Annotated in this window: 19 protein-coding genes; 5 read left to right on the top strand and 14 right to left on the bottom strand. The window is 65.5% G+C overall.

Annotated features, from left to right (window positions below):
* Window positions 1-77: 77 nt before the first annotated feature.
* The 9 genes from CH273_RS07605 to CH273_RS07565 form a co-directional block, all read right to left on the bottom strand.
* Window positions 78-1,355 (bottom strand): ABC transporter permease, encoded by a 1,278-nt coding sequence (locus CH273_RS07605; RefSeq protein ID WP_045198883.1) that lies wholly within the window; start codon window positions 1,353-1,355, stop codon window positions 78-80.
* Complete coding sequence (locus CH273_RS07600; protein ID WP_045200973.1) at window positions 1,352-2,590, bottom strand: ABC transporter permease; 1,239 nt, start codon at window positions 2,588-2,590, stop codon at window positions 1,352-1,354. The genes CH273_RS07605 and CH273_RS07600 overlap by 4 nt, the downstream gene beginning before the upstream one ends.
* Complete coding sequence (locus CH273_RS07595) at window positions 2,583-4,085, bottom strand: ABC transporter ATP-binding protein (RefSeq protein ID WP_032393864.1); 1,503 nt, start codon at window positions 4,083-4,085, stop codon at window positions 2,583-2,585. The genes CH273_RS07600 and CH273_RS07595 overlap by 8 nt, the downstream gene beginning before the upstream one ends.
* A 22-nt stretch (window positions 4,086-4,107) precedes the next feature.
* Window positions 4,108-5,199, bottom strand: a complete 1,092-nt coding sequence (locus CH273_RS07590; protein WP_230596611.1) for a BMP family lipoprotein — start codon at window positions 5,197-5,199, stop codon at window positions 4,108-4,110.
* A 75-nt stretch (window positions 5,200-5,274) separates the two neighbouring features.
* Window positions 5,275-6,735: a nucleobase:cation symporter-2 family protein gene (locus CH273_RS07585; RefSeq protein WP_032393862.1), complete on the bottom strand. Its 1,461-nt coding sequence runs from the start codon at window positions 6,733-6,735 to the stop codon at window positions 5,275-5,277.
* A 58-nt stretch (window positions 6,736-6,793) separates the two neighbouring features.
* A complete protein-coding gene (locus CH273_RS07580; protein WP_032393861.1) occupies window positions 6,794-7,291 on the bottom strand; it encodes a type III secretion system chaperone family protein in 498 nt (165 codons plus the stop codon).
* Complete coding sequence (gene mshA / locus CH273_RS07575) at window positions 7,288-8,616, bottom strand: D-inositol-3-phosphate glycosyltransferase (RefSeq protein WP_032393860.1); 1,329 nt, start codon at window positions 8,614-8,616, stop codon at window positions 7,288-7,290. Before mshA ends, CH273_RS07580 begins: the two co-directional genes overlap by 4 nt.
* Before the next feature lie 38 nt (window positions 8,617-8,654).
* On the bottom strand, window positions 8,655-9,536 hold the full coding sequence (locus CH273_RS07570) for an alpha/beta fold hydrolase (protein WP_045198878.1): 882 nt from the start codon (window positions 9,534-9,536) through the stop codon (window positions 8,655-8,657).
* Window positions 9,537-9,547: 11 nt separating this feature from the next.
* Window positions 9,548-10,822, bottom strand: a complete 1,275-nt coding sequence (locus CH273_RS07565) for an ROK family protein (protein WP_179275433.1) — start codon at window positions 10,820-10,822, stop codon at window positions 9,548-9,550.
* 338 nt (window positions 10,823-11,160) lie between these two features.
* On the opposite strand from CH273_RS07565, the gene CH273_RS07560 reads away from it, so the two are divergent.
* Window positions 11,161-11,916 (top strand): SDR family NAD(P)-dependent oxidoreductase, encoded by a 756-nt coding sequence (locus CH273_RS07560; RefSeq protein ID WP_032393858.1) that lies wholly within the window; start codon window positions 11,161-11,163, stop codon window positions 11,914-11,916.
* A 67-nt stretch (window positions 11,917-11,983) separates the two neighbouring features.
* Here the strand turns inward: CH273_RS07560 and CH273_RS07555 are convergent, their stop codons facing one another.
* From CH273_RS07555 to CH273_RS07545, 3 genes are all read right to left on the bottom strand, one after another.
* Complete coding sequence (locus CH273_RS07555; RefSeq protein WP_052049241.1) at window positions 11,984-13,180, bottom strand: L,D-transpeptidase; 1,197 nt, start codon at window positions 13,178-13,180, stop codon at window positions 11,984-11,986.
* Between the two features lie 118 nt (window positions 13,181-13,298).
* A complete protein-coding gene (locus CH273_RS07550; protein WP_032393856.1) occupies window positions 13,299-14,849 on the bottom strand; it encodes an MBL fold metallo-hydrolase in 1,551 nt (516 codons plus the stop codon).
* Window positions 14,850-14,911: 62 nt separating this feature from the next.
* Window positions 14,912-15,928 (bottom strand): UDP-N-acetylmuramate dehydrogenase, encoded by a 1,017-nt coding sequence (locus CH273_RS07545; protein ID WP_032393855.1) that lies wholly within the window; start codon window positions 15,926-15,928, stop codon window positions 14,912-14,914.
* 57 nt (window positions 15,929-15,985) lie between these two features.
* Here CH273_RS07545 and CH273_RS07540 point away from each other — a divergent pair, with 57 nt between their 5' ends.
* The 3 genes from CH273_RS07540 to CH273_RS07530 all read left to right on the top strand — a co-directional run bounded on the left by CH273_RS07540 (window position 15,986) and on the right by CH273_RS07530 (window position 17,861).
* Entirely contained in the window at window positions 15,986-16,495 is a 510-nt protein-coding gene (locus CH273_RS07540; protein ID WP_032393854.1) for a DUF2505 domain-containing protein, read from the top strand.
* 11 nt (window positions 16,496-16,506) lie between these two features.
* The gene (locus CH273_RS07535) at window positions 16,507-17,010 is read left to right on the top strand and encodes a DUF2505 domain-containing protein (RefSeq protein WP_032393853.1); all 504 of its coding nucleotides are present in this window, start codon (window positions 16,507-16,509) and stop codon (window positions 17,008-17,010) included.
* A gap of 143 nt (window positions 17,011-17,153) precedes the next feature.
* Window positions 17,154-17,861 (top strand): class I SAM-dependent methyltransferase, encoded by a 708-nt coding sequence (locus CH273_RS07530; protein WP_032393852.1) that lies wholly within the window; start codon window positions 17,154-17,156, stop codon window positions 17,859-17,861.
* On the opposite strand, the gene CH273_RS07525 is transcribed toward CH273_RS07530, so the two are convergent.
* Window positions 17,858-18,445: a type IV toxin-antitoxin system AbiEi family antitoxin domain-containing protein gene (locus tag CH273_RS07525; protein WP_032393851.1), complete on the bottom strand. Its 588-nt coding sequence runs from the start codon at window positions 18,443-18,445 to the stop codon at window positions 17,858-17,860. The two genes, CH273_RS07530 and CH273_RS07525, sit on opposite strands and share 4 nt — an antisense overlap.
* 109 nt (window positions 18,446-18,554) lie before the next feature.
* Here CH273_RS07525 and CH273_RS07520 point away from each other — a divergent pair, with 109 nt between their 5' ends.
* Entirely contained in the window at window positions 18,555-19,304 is a 750-nt protein-coding gene (locus CH273_RS07520; RefSeq protein WP_052049240.1) for an LmeA family phospholipid-binding protein, read from the top strand.
* A 61-nt stretch (window positions 19,305-19,365) separates the two neighbouring features.
* Here the strand turns inward: CH273_RS07520 and deoC are convergent, their stop codons facing one another.
* Window positions 19,366-20,019, bottom strand: coding sequence for a deoxyribose-phosphate aldolase (gene deoC, locus CH273_RS07515; RefSeq protein WP_032393850.1), 654 nt, complete (start codon window positions 20,017-20,019; stop codon window positions 19,366-19,368).
* Window positions 20,020-20,042 lie beyond the last annotated feature (23 nt).

The following is a 20,042-nucleotide window of genomic DNA, read 5'->3' as shown; positions in this document are numbered from 1 at the left end:
GCAACAATGATCGAACCCTACAGTGAAAGCGGTCACAACGGACGTACGACCCTACCGCCGAGTCAGGTAGTGGAGGGCTAACTTCGCGACGCGTACGGTTTGCCCGCTGCGGCCGGTCCCCGGACGTGGCCCACCAGGCCCGCGACGGCGAAAATGGTCACCACGTAGGGCAGCATCAGCATGAACTCACTGGGTACCGGCGAGCCGATGATGCCCAATACGTTCTGCAGGTTCGACGCGAATCCGAACAACAGTGCGGCCAGCGTCGCGCGTACCGGATCCCAGCGCCCGAAGATCACGGCGGCGAGAGCGATGTAGCCGGCACCGGCCGTCATCTCCTTGCCGAACGCTCCGACCGAACCCAGGGTGAAGTACGCACCACCGAGGCCGGCGATGGCACCGGCGAGGCAGACGTTCCAGAATCGGGTGCGGGCGACATTGATTCCGACGGTGTCGGCAGCTTGCGGGTGTTCACCCACGGCGCGTAGTCGCAGGCCCCACTTGGTGTGGAACAACCCGAGGAAAACCAGAGCTACCGCGACGTACATCAGGTACACGATGAGCGTCTGCCGGAACAGCACCGGGCCGAGAATCGGAATCTGCGAGAGCACCGGAATGTCGATGCGCGCGAAGCGCGGTGGTGAGTTGAGTGTCTCGGCGTTCTTGGTGAGCACCACCGAATACAGGAAGCTGGTCAGTCCGACCACCAGCACGTTGAGCACCACACCCACGATGACCTGGTTCACGAAGTAGCGAATGGAGAACACGGCCAACAGGGACGCGGTCAACGCTCCGGCGATCAGTGCAGCGAGTAGCGCGACGTACGTGGAGCCGGTGATCGACGCGACGACGGCGCTGACGAACGCACCTGCCAGCAACTGTCCTTCGATGGCGATGTTGATGACGCCGACGCGTTCGGAGATCACGCCGCCCATGGCACCGAAGATCAGCGGGGTACTCAGAGCGACCGCGCCGATGAGCAATCCGGGAACGGGAATGGTCTCACCGTCCGCGGCCCAGGCCAGGAACCCGAAGACGAACAGCACGGCGAACACTGCGAGCAGCCACAGCGGTGCCGAGCGGTACTGCGAGGCCAGGAACGCCGCGTATGCGGTGATGACGGCCAGCGCGACGACCACTGCGAGACCGGTGCCGAACGACGGCACGCCCACGGCGGGCAACGCGAAGAAGTCACCCTCCGACGCCAACGCGAATGTGCTTGTGCCCGAACCCTTCTTGACGACGAACAGCACCAGAGCGAGCAGGGTCACCACCCCGAGGATCGTGGGCACCTTCCAGCTGCGACCCAGCACCGCCTCGGCGGGGGCACCGACGGCGTCGGTAGAGGTGGTCACAGCGCACTCACCTTCGCGGTCTCGGCTTTCGCGAGTTTCTCTTCACCTGGTTTGGGCAATCGGAACACCGCTCGCACCAGTGGCGGCGCGGCGATGAACAACACGATCACCGACTGCACGACCAGCACGATGTCGATCGGTACGCCCTCGGCTGCCTGCATTGCGAACCCGCCGGCCTTGAACGCGCCGAACAGAATTCCCGCGAAGAACACGCCCCAGGGTTTCGATCGGCCGAGCAGTGCGACGGTGATGGCGTCGAACCCGATTCCGGCGTCGATGTCGGCGCTGAAGCCGGTGGTGACGGTGCCGAGCACCTGCGCCACTCCTGCCAAGCCGACCAGGGCGCCCGACAGGATCATCGCGTACAGGTAGATCCGATTGACGTTCATGCCTGCGACGCGCGACGCGTGCGGATTCTCGCCGACGGCGCGGAAGCGGAATCCGAGACTGGACCGTTCGAGCAGCCACCACACCGCGACGGTCACGACGATCACCAGCACGAATCCGAGGTGCAGACTGTAACGGTCGCCGAAGAGCTTGGGGAACACCGCAGTCGACGCGATGGGCGGGGTCTTGGGGTTGTTCGATCCCGGTGCCTGCAGAGCACCGGGGGTACGCAGCAGATACGCGACGAGGTAGAACGCGATGTAGTTGAGCATGATGGTGACGATCACTTCGTGAGCGCCGGTGCGTGCCTTGAGGAATCCGGCGATACCGCCCCACACTGCGCCGCCCAGGACTCCGGCGACGACGGCCACGAGGAGGTGGATCCCGGCCGGCAGGTTCACTCCGAAGCCGACCCAGCCTGCGCACGCCGATGCGATGAGCATCTGGCCGCGGCCACCGATGTTGAACATTCCGACGCGGAAGGCCAGTGCCACACCGAGTCCCGCGACGATCAGCGGAGTGGCGAAGGTCAGCGTCTCGGTCAGCGGACGGATGCCGTTCTCGAATCCCGGACGCCGGAAGTTGTACACCGAGCCCTGGAACAACGACGAGTACGCTCCGGCGACGGAATCCCAGACTGCCTCGAGCATGTCCGAGGGACGGGAGAAGAAGTACCCGGCCGATTCCTGCACGGCCGAGTTGGTGGCGGCGATGAGCACGGCCCCGACGATCAACGCGAGCAGTACCGCGAGAACCGAGATGATCGCGCTGCCGGTGAAGATCTGCCGCAACACGACATGCGACTTCGACGGCTCCTGAGATACCGACGGCCGCTCGGCCTCACTCACCGCGTTCACCGCCCATCATCAATCCGAGTGTTTCGCGGGACGTATCCCCGGGGACGATTCCCACGATTGCTCCTCGATACATGACGGCGATGCGGTCGGCCAGTGCGGCAACCTCGTCCAGTTCGCTCGACACCACGATGACCGGGATCCCCGAATCCCGGGTGGCGACGATGCGTTTGTGCACGAATTCGATGGATCCGACGTCGATTCCGCGAGTCGGCTGCGCAGCGACGAACAGTCGCAGATCGCGGCTCAGTTCTCGCGCGAGCACCACCTTCTGCTGGTTGCCACCGGAGAGGCGTCCGACGGCGGTGCCGATTCCCGGTGCGCGAACGTCGAATTCGCTGAGCTTGTCCGATGCGAACTTCTCCAGATACTCGCGTTGCACCGCGCCGCGTCGCACGAACGGCATGCTGTTGGAGCGATCGAGCATCAGGTTCTCGGCGATGGAGAATTCGCCCACCAGTCCGTCGACGGTGCGGTCCTCGGGGACGAAGCCGACGCCTGCGTCGAGCACGTCCTGAACCGTCGACCCGACGAGCGAGTTGCCGTCGAGGCTGATCTTGCCAGATACGTTGTCCTGCAACCCGAGTAGGGCTTCGACGAATTCGGTCTGACCGTTGCCCTGCACGCCTGCGATGGCGAGGATCTCTCCCGCCGCGACTTCGAGGCTGACGTCGTCGACGGTCTTGTTGCCCTGGGCGTCGAATACGGACAGGTTCTCGATCACCAGTGCCGCGTCCCCGGGCGTGGCCGGGTCCTTCGAGACGGTCAGCTGCACATCGCGTCCCACCATCAGTGCCGCGAGCTCGGTGTTGCTGGCGGTCGGCTTCGCTTCGCCGACGACCTTGCCGAGCCGGATGACGGTGATCTTGTCGGCCACTTCGCGTACTTCGCGCAGCTTGTGGGTGATGAAGACGATCGTGGTGCCCGACGCCGCGAGTTCGCGCATGATCCGCATCAGATCGTCGGTCTCCTGCGGCGTCAGGACGGCTGTCGGCTCGTCGAACACGAGCACCTTCGCCTCACGAGAGAGTGCTTTGACGATCTCGACCCGCTGCTGCACGCCGACGGGGAGGTCGTCGACGAGAGCATCGGGATCGAGGTCGAAGCCGAACCTCGTGGATATCTCCCGCACCAGCTTCCGCGCTGCCACGAGGTCGAGTCGTCCACCGAGCGAGGTGGTTTCGTTGCCGAGCACGATGTTCTCGGCGACGGTGAACACCGGAATCAACATGAAGTGCTGATGCACCATGCCGATTCCGGCGGCCATCGCCTCGCCCGGTCCGGCGAAGTTCTGCTCGACGTCGTCGAGCAGAATCTGGCCCTCCTCGGCGCGATACAGGCCACTGAGCACGTTCATCAACGTGGACTTGCCTGCACCGTTCTCGCCGAGGAGACAGTGGATCTCGCCGGATTCGACGCTCAGATCGATGTGGTCGTTGGCGATCAACGAGCCGAATCGTTTGGTGATACCGCGAAGTTCGAGCTTCATATCCCTTTACGACCGCTTGGTGCTACTTGGGTGCCGACGGCGACTCGACGGTGATGGACCCGTCGATGATGCCGGCCTTGATCGTGTCCAGCTCGCCCTGCAGCGCGGGGTCGACCTTGGACTCGAAGTCGTGGAACGGTGCGATACCGACTCCGTCGTTCTCGAGAGTGCCCACGTACGGGGTGTTGTCGAACGCATCGGCACCGGAGTTGGCGACGACCTCGTCGACGCTGGTCTTCAGTCCCTTGGTCACCGAGGTGAGCAGCAGGTCACCGACCGAGGGGTCGGACTCGAACACGTCGGCGTCGGCACCGATGAGGGCGACCGGGCGCGAGGAGTCGCGAATGGCCTGTGCCGCACTCTGATAGATGGGACCGCCGACCGGGAAGATGACGTCCGCGTTCTGGTCGATCAGACCCTGGGCGGTGTTCTTCGCGACCTCGTTGGCGGTGAATCCGCCGGTGAACGAGCCGTTCTGCGAGGGTACGTCCCAGCCGATGACGCGGACCGCTTCGCCCTTCTGCTCGTTGAAGTAGTTCACGCCGTCTGCGAAGCCGTCCATGAAGATGGTGACGGTCGGCAGCTGGGAGCCACCGAACGTACCGACCACGCCGGTGGTGCTGTAACTCGCGGCCGCGTAGCCGGCGAGGAATGCGGACTGCGATGCGTCGTAGGTCAGCGGCTTGACGTTCGGCAGATCGATCGTGGAGTCGTCGATGATCGCGAAGTCGATGTCGGAGTTGGCCTCGGCTGCCACCTTGGTGGCGTCGGCCAGATCGAATCCGACGGTGACGATGAGATTGCAGCCCTGATCGACGAGGTTGTTGATGTTGGGGCCGTAGTCGGTGGGCGATGCGGACTCGACGGTGCGTGGCTCGACGCCGAGCTCTTCGGAGGCTTCGGTCAAGCCCTCGAACCCGAGCTGGTTGAACGACTTGTCGTCGAATCCGCCACTGTCGGAGACCATGCAGGGCAGGAAGTCACTCGATCCGCCTCCGCCCGATCCTTCGTCTTCGGGGGCGGATCCACAGCCTGCGATCAGGGCGATGGCACCGAGCGACGCGACGCCGCCGAGTGCTGCCTTCCGCGTACTCGTGCGGGTAACGAATGACAAGATGTCCTCCAATTTAGGTGTACTTCGTCTGGGTCGGGACGCTACTCGCGCGGGCGAGGGTGCGCAGGATTTCGGTCAGGCATCCCTGTCGGGCTCGGCCTTGTGCGGCTCGGCCTTCGCGGTGGAGACATCGTCGGGCAAGCTGCCGCCTTCACGGAGTATTCGTGCTTCGTCCTCACGCACCATCACTGCCGGCCCCGCTGCCACCACCGAGGGGTTCGGCGGAGTTCCGGGCTTGAACACGTTGAAGAATACGTTGAGTACCACCGCGACGATGCTGGCGGCACTGATTCCGGAGTGGAAGATCGTGACGAACCAGTCCGGGAACTCGTCCCAGAAGTCGCTCGCGACAACAGGTATGAGACCGAACGCCAAGGTCACCGCCACGATGACGACGTTGGAGTTGTTGTCGTAGTTCACCTTGCCGAGAGTGCGGATACCGCTGGCGGCGACGGTTCCGAACAGTGCGATGCCTGCGCCGCCGAGAACCGGAAGCGGGACGACCCCGACGACGGCTGCGAGAATTGGCGAAAGGCCCAGCAGTGCAAGCACGCCACCTCCCGTCGCCACGACGAAGCGGCTCTTGATGCCGGTCATCGCCACCAGACCGACGTTCTGGGCGAAGGCCGTGGCAGGGAAGGTGTTGAAAATCGGGGCGACGGCTGAGGAGACCATGTCGGCGCGCAGGCCGTCGCCGACGCGCTTGGAGTCGACGTCGGTTCCGACCACTTCGCCGACGGCGAGGATGTCGGCGGTGGTCTCGACCATGATCACCAGGATCACGATGGTCATCGACACGATCGCGCCGATTGCGAATATCGGGGAGCCGAAGGCGAAGGGTGTCGGGACGGCCACGACGGACGCATCGGCGACGCCGTCGAAGTCGGTCTTGCCGACGATCAGTGCCGCGATGGTGCCGACGACGAGTCCGAGCAGGATCGACAGCCGCGACAGTCCGGGGATCTTGGTCATCACCAGTACGGCGAGGAGGGTGAACATCGCCAGCCCGATGTTGCCGGGGTCCAGGTAGTTCGGGTTCGGGGCACCGCCCACCAGTTCCTGGCCGGTGATCCAGCGGGCGGCCACCGGCATCAGCGACAGTCCGATGACGGTGATGATGCTGCCGGTCACCAGCGGCGGGAAGAACCGAACGATCTTGGAGAAGAACGGGGCGATCGCCAATCCGATCAGCGCGGCCACGAGAACGGCTCCGAGCACGGTGCGCAGTCCGGTTCGCCCGTCGTCCGCGCCGGCGATGATCGTCAGAACCGTCGAGACCGATGCGAACGAAATGCCCTGTACCAGCGGCAGTTGCGAGCCGAAGAACGGGATGCCGATCGTTTGCAGCACGGTGGCCACGCCACTGACGAACAGCGCGCAGGAGATCAGCAGGGCCTGATCGGCCCCGGAGAGTCCGGCCGCTCCGCCGACGATGATCGGGACGGCGATGACGCCGCCGAACATCGAGAGGATGTGTTGCAGACCGTAACCGAACATCTGCAGCACCGGTGGGCGAGCGTCCTCGGGCCTGGTCATGAATGTCAGGCTAGGAACCGGACGTTACGGGCAGCGGCACCCACCCATTTCCGGCGAGTTACGCTTGCTCGGCCTTACCCGCCTCCACCAGATGCTCGAACGCCTTCAGGTTCGCCAACGATTCGCCGCGCGATACCCGCCACGCCCATTCCCGTTTGATCGATTCGGCGAAGCCCAGCTCGAGCAGCACGTTGAAGTCGCCGTCGGCGGCCTCGAGGGTCTGGCCGAGAATGCGGTCGAGTTCGTCACCGTTGACGGCGTGCAACGACATTCGGCCGACGAGGTAGATGTCGCCGACCTTGTCGATCGTGTAGTGAACTCCGTACAGGCGACGGTTGCGTCGGAGCAGGTATTTGTAGACGCCCTCGAAGTTCTCGTCGGGTTTGCGGCAGACGAACGCCTCGATGCGCACCCCGTGATGCCCGACGGTCAGCATCGTCGTGGTCTTGAGTTTGCGTTCCCCGGGCAGTTCCACGGTGAACACCTCGCCCCGCCGGGTGTAGTCCAGCTCGCGGTCCTTCAGTGCCCGGTCGATCAGTTCGGCGGTCTCGCTCATGCAGTCACAGCTCCTGATCTGCGTAGTTTCGACAATCCTCGGACGCGTCGCGGAGAGAACTCGCTCGGTCCCTCGCCTCGGTCGAAGTGGAACTTGGCCTTGCGGTAGCTCTCGATGAGTCCGTCGGCGGTGTGCTCCCACGAGAAGTTGCGGGCGTGCTGCGGTGCCGCGGTCGCCATGTCTGCCAAGGCAACTGGATCCGCCAGCATCGACGAGAGCGCATCGGCCCAGTCCTCGGTGCGGTGGCCCTGAACCAGGCGTCCGGTCTCGCCCGATCGCACCGCCACGCCGAGTCCGCCGACGTCCGCGGCCAGGACCGGAGTGCCGCAGGCCTGGGCTTCGATCGCGACCAGGCCGAACGATTCGTTGTAGCTCGGAACGGCGACGATGTCCGCAGCCCGGTAGACCTGGGCCAGGCGCGCCGACGGTTGCGGCGGCATGAACGTCACTCGGGCAGTTATCCCCAGGTTCTCGGCCAGATCGATGAGAGCGTCCGGTCGATCCAGTCCGCTGCCGGACGGGCCGCCGACGATGAGGACGCGCAGCGGTGTCGTCGGATTGCGCTGCAGAACTTCGGCAGCCGCGGCGATCAGCACGTCGGGGGCCTTGAGCGGTTGGATGCGTCCGACGAATGCGACGATCGACTCGTCGGGATTCAATCCGAGCTCGGCGCGCGCCGCACGCTTGTCACCTGGATTGTATTGCGCCAGATCGGCTCCCGGCGCAACGACGTCGATCGAACCCTGCGACGCCCCGTAGATCTCGACGAGAGACTTCGCTTCCTCGGTGGTGTTGGCGATCAGCCGGTCCGCCTCGGCCACCACCTGCTGCTCACCGATCTGACGCGCGGCGGGTTCGGGTGAGTCGCCCTGCGCCAGAGACGCGTTCTTGACGGCGGCGAGAGTGTGCGCGGTGTGTACCAGCGGCACTCCCCAGCGATCGCGCGCCAGCCAGCCGACCTGACCCGAGAGCCAGTAGTGCGAGTGCACCAGATCGTAGTAACCGGGTTCGTGGCGAGCTTCTTCTCGCAGCACCCCGGCTGCGAATGCGCACAGCTGAGTGGGTAGATCGTGCTTGTCCAACCCCTCGAACGGACCGGCGACGATGTTGCGCACCAGCACTCCGGGAGCTGCCTCGACGACGGGCGCGTCGGTCGACGCCGTCGCACGGGTGAAGATCTCGACCTCCACGCCGCGCTTGGCCAGCTCTTTCGCGCTCTGCAGCACGTAGACGTTCATGCCGCCCGCATCGCCCGTTCCCGGCTGCGCCAGCGGGGAGGTATGCAAGGACAACACAGCGACCCTGTTCAGCTGGCGTCCAGTCACTTCTTCAGTGTGCACGCCTCCACATTACGTCTCGATAACTACCCCTTCCGACGACCGGGCAGACTCGGACCGTCCACGAACTCGGTCACCTCGGTGAAGAAGCGCTGCGGATCGGCGACGAACGGCCCGTGGTCCACACCCTCCCAGTACGACGCGACCGCCGTGGGAATCAGCTCCGCAGCGTGCCGTCCGGCGGAGACGTCGACGACGGTGTCCTCGGTCCCGTGCAGCACCAACGCCGGGATGTCGAGGCTGCGCAGCAGGTCGTCGTGGCCGACCGCTCGATCGAACAGGGCTGCGCGAACCCGTGGCCTCGTGGACAGCGTCAACCCGAACAACGCCTGCGCCTCCGTGCCCTTGCCTTCTGTCGGCCCGGTCAGCGCGTGCCCGAAACTCCCGAGCGCTTTGATCGCGACGCGGGGCTCCTCGGCCATCGCACCGGGGATCGCAGCGCGCATGGCCGTTCCGACGCGGCCGCCTGCCTCTCCCCTGCCGATGCTGGTGATCGCACCGACGAGCACGATGCCCGCCACCGCGCCCGTACCGTGTTCGGCGAGGTAGTCGCAGATCACCAGTCCGCCGTACGACCAACCCAGCAGCACCGCGTCGGATGTGATGCCCTCGGCGGCGAGTACCGCGTCGACATCGCCTGCCCATGTCCTGGGATCGTCGTAACCGGCAGGCGGGGCGTCGGAATAGCCGTGTCCGCGCAGATCGACGGCGACGACGCGGTAACGCTCCGCCAGGTCGGCCAGCAGTCCCTCGCCCCAGCAGGCCGAGCTCTGCGCCCACCCGTGCAGCAGGATCAGTGGTCGCGCTGCTGGGTCACCGCTGACGCGGTAGACGATGTTGGCTCCGTCGATGCCGGTGGCCTGGCGAATCGGTCCTGCTGCACGGGTGCTCGTATCGGGCTGGCTCATAGTGGGTCAACCTACGCGGCAGCCTTGCGCATCGAGGCGAGCGGATCGGAGTACAAGGCGCTCAGAGAGACCACGGTTGCGGCGTACTCCTGCACTTTGTCGCCGAAACCGCTCACCCGAATATCCCTGCGCTCCAACGTCGAATGCGTCGCGAAGGCCTCCCCCACGTGCGGAATTCCGGCCGGGTACGCGGTGAACGCCTGGCCTCCGAGTACCACGCGGTCCGGATTGAACATGTCGCGCAGCAGCGCCACCGTCCGCCCCAGAATCTGCGCTCGCTCGACGAGCAACTCCCGCGCGGCCTCGGAGCCTGCCTGCGCCGCCTGATACACCGCGCCGATACTCGGGTGAGGCTGCGGTCCGACTATTTTGCGATCGACGGCGGCGGCAACCACGGCTCGATCGCTGACGGAGGCCTCGAGGCATCCCCGATTGCCGCAGCTGCACAGCGCCGACGATCCGGTGGGCAGGTGTGCGATGGACCCCGGGCCGCTCGTGGGGGTGTGCACGCGGCCGTCGATGGTCAGCGCCATGCCTGCGGTCTCGCGTGCGTAGAAGTACAGAGAAGTTCCGCTGTTGCTCTGCGACGCAACACTGTCCGACAGGCGCGGTGCGAGGAGCAGCTCCGAGGCCGCCATGGCCTCGACGTGCCCGGAGACCGAGATCGGCAGTCCGAGTCCACCGCCGATGATTCCGGCGACGCGGCCGTTCTCCCATCCCAGCCGCGGATGGTCGACGGTGCCGGTCGCGGTGTCGACACGTCCACCGATCGCCACCCCGACCCACAGTGGGGTGCGGCGGTGCCAGCGTCCGGCGAAGGCACCGGCACTGCGGGTGATCGACGCCAACGCTGTCTCCGAAGACCCGGCGGGCGTTGGTATCTCGATGGCACCGAGGATGCGTCCCCGCAGATCGCTGACGATGATGCCGGTGACGACGGCTCCGATGTGGATGCCGATGGTCGAGAACGGTTCGTGGTTGACCTCGAAGGGCACCCGCGGGCGGCCGATCGCCCCCGGTGCCGTCAGGTCTGCGCGCTCACGGAGCAGCCCGACGGTGAGCAGGGCCGACACCTGGCGATTGACTGTGGCGATGCTCGATCCGGTTGCGCGAGCGGCACGCTCGCGCGAGATGGGCCCCTCGACGCAGGCCACCCGAAGCACCGACGCGGCGGGACTGTCGGCGATCCGCAGATCCGGTGCGACGAGTTGGACGCGCGATCGAGGCCTCGGGAGAGACCGCCGAGAGGTAGGGCCGGTGTGGTGGTGCAGGGTTGATACAGACATCCGTTGTGATCCTCAGCAGTGGCAGATTTCCGTCGTGAATGGACAACGACGGAAGTGCGAAGTGATGCAGGTCAAGGAAGGGGCGCGGTGGTCGTACGGAACCACGACGCGCGAATCGACTGTCTGCAGCTCGAAACGGAGAGCTAGAGACGGATTCCTTGGCCGGGACAACACAGTTCCCGAGGAAGCGGCAAGCGAGAACCGAGAGATGCGGTCACATAGGTGACCCGCATCGCGGTGGTCTCACTGGCGGACATGGAATCAAAATTAGCACCCTTGCGTCCGATGTCCAATCGGGCATCGGACAGCACGGGGCACGCCGGGCATAGAATTTCGCCATGACCTCGTCCGAACACATTTCCCCCGATGCCCGAATCGCCGTCGTCACCGGAGCGAGCTCCGGCATCGGCGCGGCCACCGCCCGCCAACTCGCCGCCGACGGCTTCCACGTCGTGATCGGTGCCCGCCGACTCGACCGGCTCGAGGAGTTGGCGTCGGAGATCGGTGGCACTGCCCTGGAACTCGATGTGACGGACGAGGATTCGGTCGCCGCCTTCACCGCGGTCGTTCCCCGTGTCGATGTGTTGATCAACAATGCCGGGGGCGCGAAGGGCTTGGCCCCGGTGATCGACGCCGACCTCGACGACTGGCGCTGGATGTGGGAGACCAACGTGCTCGGTACATTGCGGGTGACGAAGTCGTTGCTGCCCAAGCTGATCGACTCCGGGGACGGTCTGATCGTCACCATCACGTCCGTGGCTGCCTTCGAGGCCTACGACAACGGATCGGGCTACACCTCGGCCAAACACGCTCAGGCGGTGCTGCATCGGACGTTGCGCGGCGAGCTGCTGGGCAAGCCGGTGCGATTGACCGAGGTCGCGCCGGGCGCCGTGGAAACCGAGTTCTCGCTCGTCCGGTTCGACGGCGACGCCGCCAAGGCCGACGCGGTCTACCAGGGCATCACACCACTCGTGGCGAGCGATATCGCCGAGGTCATCGGCTTCGTCGCATCTCGTCCGTCGCACGTCAACCTGGACCAGATCATCATCAAGCCCCGGGATCAGGCCGGTCCGGGGCGCTTCTCCCGCAAGTAGCGGCTTCGCCGCAGGTGAGCGGAACTTCGTAGTGGGCTACGAAGTTCCGCTCACCTGCGCGTAGTGCTCACAGCGCCGACATCGACTCCCACGTCGGCCAGTCGATTGCCCAGTCGTACAGGTCGCCGTCTGCTGCCGAGAGGTCGATGCGCGTGCCGGTGACCTCGACGGGATCGCCGTACATCGCCGTCTGGAAGTACTGCTGAGCGTCGGCGTCGGAGAGATTGATGCATCCGTTGGTGACGTTCGAGGCCCCCTGCACTCCGGTTGTCAGCGGATTGGCGTGGATGAACTCACCGTTGTTGGAGATGCGCACCGCCCAGCGTTCGCGGACGTTCTCGTAGAACGGCGGGTTGGACATCAGGAAGTCATCGTGCTTCTCGGTGACGACGTGGATACCGCTGCGGGTGACGTTGCGGTCCTCGTTGCCCTCGCCGTAGCTGACCGGAATGTCCATGATCGTCGCGCCGTCGCGGACCACCTGCATGCGGTGGCTGGTGGCGTCGGCGACGACGACCTGACTGCGTCCGATGCTGAAGTTCAGGGTGACATCGTCGGCTCCGTATGCACCGTCGCCGTAGTTCACGCCGTACAGGTTGGCAACCACCGAGACGGTCGTGCCGGGAGCCCAGTAGTTGGTGGGACGCCAGTGGATGCGCGAGCCGTTGTCGTCCGGAAACCATGCCCACGCGCCGGGAGTCGGCGGGTTGGTGGTCACCGTCAACGCCTTCTCGACGGCGGCCTTGTCGGCGATCGCCGAGTCGAACTGCAGGATGATCGGGGCGGCGATGCCGACCTCCTGGCCGTCGCCGATGTTGGTGCTCACCGACGTGCGGCTGTCGGGTTCGACGGTGGTGAAGGCACCGGTGATCTCGACGGCCTTGTCGTCGCTGCCCACGGCCGAGCCGGACCACGTGTACTGCACGCCGTAGCCGAGAGGCTCGGTGATGGCGTACGAGGTCTTGTCGGGCGAGAGCGCGCCCTGGACGACCTTGCCGTCGGGGTTGGTCAACGCGACCTGGGTGAGCGTTCCGTCGGCAACGGAGACCGAGATCGGTGCGACGGGACTGACGTCGACGGCACCTGCGACCGGGTTCTCGGTCACCCGTGCGACGGGCGCTGCTTCCGTGGTCGGGGCTGCCGTGCCCGAGCCGGCATCGCCCGATCCGACGGTGCAGCCTGCCACGAGTGCCACCAAGGCGACCAGCACGGCGATCAACCACACCGTGCGAGTCCGTTTTGTCTGTTCTACCTGCTCATGCACGTTATCCAACGTACCTGCGTCGGCGAACCACCCCGATTTTTGGGGGCAGTCTCACAGCTGCAGGAGTGGAGCCCGCGGAATGACTCACAGCTGCAGGAGTGGAGTTCTGCGGAACGACTCAGAGTTTGCGCGTGCGCAGTTCGTGCCCCTTGGACGTCAGACAGCGCCCGGAATCGAGGCTCCAGTCCCACCCGTGCAGATTGCAGGTGAGCTTGTTGCCCTCGACGATGCCGAACTTCGTCAGGTCCGCTTTCAGGTGCGGGCAGCGGCGTTGGATCTCGTAGCCGCCCATCGTGATCGTGGCGGTGTCGTCGTGCGCCTCGGCGAACCAGCCGTCGGCGTAGGCGATGCGCTCGTCGGTGAGGCACTTGAAGAACGTGTAGAGGAATTCGTTGTAGCCGCCGACGCGTCGGGCACGGAAGCGGGTGGACAGGAAGATCGAGTTGACCCAGTCCGGCTCCCGGTCGCGTATCGCGGTGCGCACCAGTTCCGGCGGGATGGTGAAGCTGTAGCGGAACTTCTCGTTCGAGATCGGTTCGCGCACAATTCTTTTCGGAAAGTCCAGCACGACGGTTTCGTCGCCCATGGTGATTCCGACGGGATAGCCGATGCCGTCGCAGATCAGGTCCGTCTGCGCCATGATCGGCTCGAACAGGCCCCTCATCGGCTCGAGCAGTGGCTCGCCCTCGGCCGGAGCCCACGCCGCCTTCTCCGCGGCGATGACCGATGCCTGACGCTGGGCATAGGCCTCGATGTACTCGGCCTTACCGGTGGTGAAGATGGCCTCGGCCTCGGCCGTCGGAATCGGGTGCTCGTGGGAGATCAGCTCGGAGCCGTCGAACGTGGCGGCGGTGCCCGGCATCATCAGCAGGCCCTTGTCGTGCCCGTGCAGTCGCATCTGCTCGAGAAACACCATCTGGTCCGGGAACACATTGGCCGGGTCGCCGTAGACGTCGTTGAGCGAGCGCAGTTCGTCGTCGAGGAAACACGGCGGGCCTGCCGACGGGACGACCCAGGTGGAGCCGACCTGCTCGATGTACTGGCGCGCCCGATCCATCTGCCGTTGACGCTTCTGGATGCCGAAGTTCTTCTTCGCGCGCGAGACCATGTCGTAGACCATCGGATACCAGATCGCGCCCGAGTACTGCAGCATGTGCACGTCCACGGGACCGAAATTCTCGGTCATCACGTCCAGGTCCACCGGCCTCGCGTCGTTCATGTTGAACGCGACGGTCTTGCCGTCCGAGACGACCAGACCCGAGTCGCCGATCGGCCCGTCGGCGGGCGCACGCAACGCGATGATCATGATGTCCAGATCGCCCTTGGGACCGGAGATCGTGTGCTTGACCGAGTCCGTCGTCTCGTAGAACTTGTGGAAGCCGAGCTTCTCCAGCTCGTGCTTGAGATCGAGCACCGGGTAGTCCGGCAGCAGGACCGTGGCGTCCTTGTTGACGTGCTCGGCCAGGTTCTTCGGGTCGAAATGGTCCTTGTGCAGGTGCGAGACGTAGAGGTAGTCGCAATCACCGAGGGCGTCCCAGTCCAGACCCGAGTTGTCGGGGAACGGGAACCACGACGCGTAGAACGACGGGTTGACCCACGGGTCGCACAGGATGCTTCCGGCGTCGGTCCGAATATGGAATCCCGCATGTCCCACGCTGGTGACCTGCACTGATTTACCTCCCTGGAGCCTTCACTTGCAAAGCTTCATCGTATGCGCCGTTTCGACCGGCCCTAACCCAGCGCGCAGTTGACGAGGTCACACTCGGGCGTGAGCGTGATGCCGAACTTCTCCTGAACCCCGTCACGGACGTGCGCGGCCAGCGCCATGATGTCCGACGCGGTCGCCCCACCCCTGTTGGTGATCGCCAGCACGTGTTTCGAGGAGAGCGCCGCGGTGCCGCGCCCGAATTCGGTGCCGTACCCGCGTGGGAAGCCCGCGTTCTGGATCAGCCAGGCGGCCGGGATCTTGGTGCCCGCGGGGTCGGGGAAGTTGGGCGCGTGTGCGGCGGCCTCGGGCACCTCGGGCAGGACCGGGTTGAGGAAGAACGATCCGACGCTCCACGTGTCGTGGTCGCCCGCGTCGAGCACCATGCCGCGTTCGCCCCGCAGAGCCAGCACGGCAGCGCGCACGTCCGGCACCGGTACGACGTCGCCGATCTGCACGTCGAGACGCTCCGACAACGCCGCGTAGCGCACCGGAAGCGACTCGGTCGTCTTCTTCAGTGCGAACGTCACGTCCAGAATCACGTAGCGCGAGGATCGCTTGAACACCGACGACCGATGCGTTCCGAAACCGCACTGCTCCGGCGTCCACACCGCCGTCCGATCGGTGTCGCGGTCGTAGACGGTGAGGCTGTGCAGCAGCTCGGACGTCGACGCGCCGTACGCTCCGACGTTCTGGATGGGCGTCGCGCCGGTGGTTCCGGGGATACCCGAGAGCGCTTCCATGCCCGACAGTCCCGCGTCGATCGTCGCCTGCACGACGGCATCCCACTCGACGCCCGCATCGACCGTCACGATTTCGCCGTCGATGTCCAGCCGGGACCCGGTCACCCGAACCACCCGGCCGTCGAAGCCGTCGTCGCCGACGACCAGGTTGGATCCGCCGCCGATGACCAGCACATCCGTCCCCGAGCGGTCCGCGTCACGCACCAGCGAGACCAACTCGTCGGCGTTCGTCGCGACAGTGAATTCCCGGGCCGGGCCGCCCACCCGGATGGTGGTGAGCTCCGAAATTGCAGTAGGCACGGACTCTCACGCTACCGGTCGCGCACCGGGTCTTCGGTCACCCGGTAACCTGCGGGGATGCCTCGCCCCATTGAGCACAGCTCGACTGTGCCCGCCTCCGCCGACAAGGTCCACGCCGCGCTGACGTCCGAGCAGTACTGGAAGGACCGCATCGAGCAGATCGGCGGACCGGGTGCCAGCCTGAAGAGCGTCACGGTCGGCAACGGAACCATCGACGTCGTCATGACCCAGTCCGTTCCCGAAGAGGAGCTGCCGTCCGCGGTGACCGCCTTCAAGAAGGGCGACCTCATCATCGAACGCACCGAGAGCTGGGGACCGTTCGACGGCACCCACGCCGACGGCACGTTCGGAGCGACCGTCGAAGGCGCACCGGCGCGCATCACCGGCACCACCACGCTCGACGCCGGCGGCGACACAACCACCATCGCGTTGGCAGGCACCACCGAGGTCAAGGTCCCGATCTTCGGCGGCAAGATCGAAGCGATGATAAGCGAGCAGGTGCTCTCCCTCATCGACAACGAACAGGACTTCACCGGTAACTGGATCGCCGCGAACCCGAACGGCTAACCTGGCGCACTATGGCTCGCCGAATGAACTACTCCGCCCGGTTCACCCACTCAACGCAGCAGGTCTATGCAGCGCTCTCCAGTCGCGATCACTGGGATGCGCGCATCGAGGAGATGCGTAAGTACTCGGAGAACGAGCTGAAGAGCTTCGAGGTGTCCGACGCCGGAATCGACATCGTGATGCACCACGTCATCCCGCGCACCGAACTGCCCGACATCGCGCAGACGGTGATGAAGAAGGACATGATCATCACCCGCAACGTGCACTTCGATGCCTTCGAGGAAGTCACCGCGGGCCACTACGACGCGTCGATTCCGGCCGGACCGGGCTCGCTCAAGGGCACCACCTCGCTCTTCCCCACCAACGGCGGATCGACCCTGCGCACCTCCTCCGAGGCCAAGGTCTTCCTGCCGTTCATCGGTGGCAAGCTCGAACAGCTGATGCTCGTCAACCTCATCGACCTGTGGCGCGGTGAAGGCGAAGTGACCGCCGACTGGCTCGAGAAGAACGCCTAGCCCTGAGCCCGGTCCACAGAGGTCGTTCCGCAGGCTCCACTCCCCATCTGGGTCGTTCCACAGGCTCCACTCCTGCCCCCGAAGGTGTCATCACTCGCGGCACCACCGGCATCAATCGGTTGCGTCGTAGCGACCGGTGGCTGATGCACCACCCCGATGTTCGACGCGTTCTGCAGAGCTCGGCGAATCCTCTCGTCGTCGACCTCGGGTACGGCGCGATGCCGAACACGACGCTCGAGCTGGCCGGTCGATTGCGCACCGTCCGGCCCGACCTCCGAGTCACCGGTCTCGAGATCGACCCCGCTCGCGTCGTCCCCGGAAAAGACGGCGTGCAGTTCGCCCGCGGCGGTTTCGAGCTGGCGGGCCTGCGCCCCGACCTGGTGCGGGCGTTCAACGTACTGCGCCAGTATCCCGAGGATGCGGTACCCGCTGCCTGGCAACGCATTCTGTCGGGCCTGGCACCCGGTGGCCTGCTGATGGACGGCACCTGCGACGAGCTCGGCCGACGGTGCGCCTGGGTGTTGCTCGACGCCGAGGGCCCCCGTTCCCTGACGCTGGCATGGGATCCGTTCGACGTCGAGATGCCATCGGACATCGCGGAGCGGCTTCCGAAGGTGTTGATACATCGCAACATCGAGGGCGAGCTGATCCACGATCTGCTTCGACGGGCCGACAGAGCGTGGTCGGTCTCGGCCCCGCTGGCCCCGTTCGGGCCTCGAATTCGGTGGCGCGCAGCCATGAAAGTGCTTGCCGAACAGGGTCTTCCGATCACACTCCCGCGCCGACGGATGCGAGACAACGTACTTACGGTCCCGTGGTCGACGGTCGCACCGGCAACGCGAGTCGACTAAGTGCAGGCGGACAGTGCCAGTTCGACGCGTTCGGCTACTCGGTCCGTGCTGTTTCCGGCCTCGGAGTACAGCGCCTGCGGGTCGACGCGACCGATCGCGACGGCGTCGCACACCACCTCGTCGAGGGTGATCTGGGAGATGCCGCCTGCGGCGAGGTCGAGCACCGTCCGCACCGGGGTGGTGAGGTTGAACGTGCCTGCCGATTCGACGTCCCGGGGCTCGAGTCGTAGGCGATGAACCGCCAGTCTGGTGTCGGTCAGTCGTAGGTCGCCGAATGCGCAGACGTGCACGAATTGCGGGTGCAGGTGCCCGAATCCGTGTAGCTCCGCCGCGCTCTGGTGCGAGATCACGGCCTCGCCGCCGAACCAGGCACACCACATGGCGAACACTTCGAGTTCGCTGTGTGGCCACTGGCCGAGTCGGAACAGGTTGCGCTCGACGCGAGTCCACGTGTTGGTGGCCAGATTGACGCGCGCCATCGCAGAATCGAAGCCGAGCTCGCCGGCCTGCTCGGCCGTGAAGTAACCGTCCTGGCGAGTGGCTAGCGAGTGCAATTCGTGCACGCTCGGTCCTGTCGTACTCATGACGCAAGCCTACGTCACAATGTGTTACAGGTCACAAAGTTTCGATCGAGAACGCGGGTTCGGCGAGTTTCACAGAGCTTGCTCAGAATCATCGGGAAGACTGCCAGGAATGTCATCCACAGCCAGGCGCAGCACCGCACCGCTGATCGCAGTCTCCGTCGTCGTCGTCGTCCTCCTCGTCGCCGTCATCGGTGGCGAGTTGTTCGTCCGTCAGCAGATCAAATCCTGCCTCGCCGGCCAGCTCGAGTCCGAGCTCGGCAGCCAGGTCGAGGTCGGTCTCGGCCTGAAGCCGGTCCTGCTCTCGCTGGTGGACAAGAAGGTCTCCTCGGTCACCGTCGACAGCGACGACGCGCGCTTCGGTCCCGCCGAGGGCATGGTCGTGCACGCCGAGGCACGTGACCTGAACCTGACGCAGACCGCCGACTCCGGAGGCACCATCGGCAGCTCCAGTGCCGACATCTCGTGGTCGACCGACGGCATCACCCGCACCCTGCAGAGCCAGGGCATCGGCGCGATCGTCTCGGGCGTCACCTCGGACGCGTCGGCGGGCACCCTCGACTTCGCCGTCGGAGCACTGGCGAATCTGACCGTCAAGCCGCAGGTTGCAGACGGCAGGGTCGACTTCCAGACCGTCGACGCATCGATTCTGGGTCTCGGCATCCCCACCGATCTGGTCGACTCCGTCGTCGGCGTACTGACCGACAGTCTGCAGGCCTACCCGCTGGACATGGCTCCGACGTCGCTGACTGTCACCGACAGCGGCATCGAGCTCACCCTCGAAGGCGGGCAGTACACGATTCCGGTGACTCAGCAGGATCAGAATCAGCCGACACCCGAGGGTTGCTCGCTGGTCGCGTAACCCACGTGCACGGTAATTCGTAGCAGGCTACGAATTACCGTGCACGTGCGACGCAGTCGCTCTAGTTCAGACCGTCGAGCACCGCACGCGTTCCCGAAAGCCCCAATCGTGTTGCGCCCGCGTCGATCATGGCCAGGGCGGCCTCCGTGGTGCGGATGCCGCCACTGGCCTTGACGCCCAGTCGTCCGCCGACGGTCTCCGCCATCAAGCGCACCGCTTCGACGCTCGCGCCGCCTGCGGGGTGGAATCCGGTGGATGTCTTGACGAAGTCGGCACCGGCTTTCTCGGCGGCGCGGCACACCTCGACGATCGCGTCGTCGGACAGTGCGGCCGATTCGATGATGACCTTCAGGACCGCGGTTCCGGCGATCCCCTCGCGGACGGTGACGATGTCGGCCAGTACCGCGTTGTAGTCCCCCGCGATGGCCGCGCCGACGTCGATCACCATGTCGACCTCGTCGGCGCCTTGCTGCACCGCGAGCCTGGCCTCGGAACCCTTGATCAGCGAGTGATGCTTGCCCGACGGGAATCCGGCGACGACGGCAGTGAGCATTCCCTCGGCCTGAATCGGCAGCATCGACGGCGATACGCACACCGCGAGCACTCCGAGTTCGCGGCCTTCCTCGATGAGAGCGGCCACGTCGGCCGTCGTGGCTTCGGGCTTGAGCAGCGTGTGGTCGACCATTCCGGCGAGGGCGGAGCGGGTGAGTGTCATGCGGTCCAGCTTTTCACAGCACG

The organism is Rhodococcus sp. 05-339-2 (assembly GCF_002258965.1).
Taxonomy (GTDB): Bacteria; Actinomycetota; Actinomycetes; order Mycobacteriales; family Mycobacteriaceae; genus Rhodococcoides.
This window is presented reverse-complemented; position numbering and strand designations above follow the sequence as displayed.

Bases quoted from the DNA above. Each gene is read 5' to 3' on its own strand.
- CH273_RS07595 (WP_032393864.1), bottom strand. From the start codon at position 4,085: ATGAAGCTCGAACTTCGCGGTATCACCAAACGATTCGGCTCGTTGATC.
- CH273_RS07585 (WP_032393862.1), bottom strand. From the start codon at position 6,735: ATGACCAGGCCCGAGGACGCTCGCCCACCGGTGCTGCAGATGTTCGGT.
- CH273_RS07580 (WP_032393861.1), bottom strand. From the start codon at position 7,291: ATGAGCGAGACCGCCGAACTGATCGACCGGGCACTGAAGGACCGCGAG.
- CH273_RS07570 (WP_045198878.1), bottom strand. From the start codon at position 9,536: ATGAGCCAGCCCGATACGAGCACCCGTGCAGCAGGACCGATTCGCCAG.
- CH273_RS07565 (WP_179275433.1), bottom strand. From the start codon at position 10,822: ATGTCTGTATCAACCCTGCACCACCACACCGGCCCTACCTCTCGGCGG.
- CH273_RS07560 (WP_032393858.1), top strand. From the start codon at position 11,161: ATGACCTCGTCCGAACACATTTCCCCCGATGCCCGAATCGCCGTCGTC.
- CH273_RS07540 (WP_032393854.1), top strand. From the start codon at position 15,986: ATGCCTCGCCCCATTGAGCACAGCTCGACTGTGCCCGCCTCCGCCGAC.
- CH273_RS07535 (WP_032393853.1), top strand. From the start codon at position 16,507: ATGGCTCGCCGAATGAACTACTCCGCCCGGTTCACCCACTCAACGCAG.
- CH273_RS07530 (WP_032393852.1), top strand. From the start codon at position 17,154: ATGCACCACCCCGATGTTCGACGCGTTCTGCAGAGCTCGGCGAATCCT.
- CH273_RS07525 (WP_032393851.1), bottom strand. From the start codon at position 18,445: ATGAGTACGACAGGACCGAGCGTGCACGAATTGCACTCGCTAGCCACT.
- CH273_RS07520 (WP_052049240.1), top strand. From the start codon at position 18,555: ATGTCATCCACAGCCAGGCGCAGCACCGCACCGCTGATCGCAGTCTCC.
- deoC (WP_032393850.1), bottom strand. From the start codon at position 20,019: ATGACACTCACCCGCTCCGCCCTCGCCGGAATGGTCGACCACACGCTG.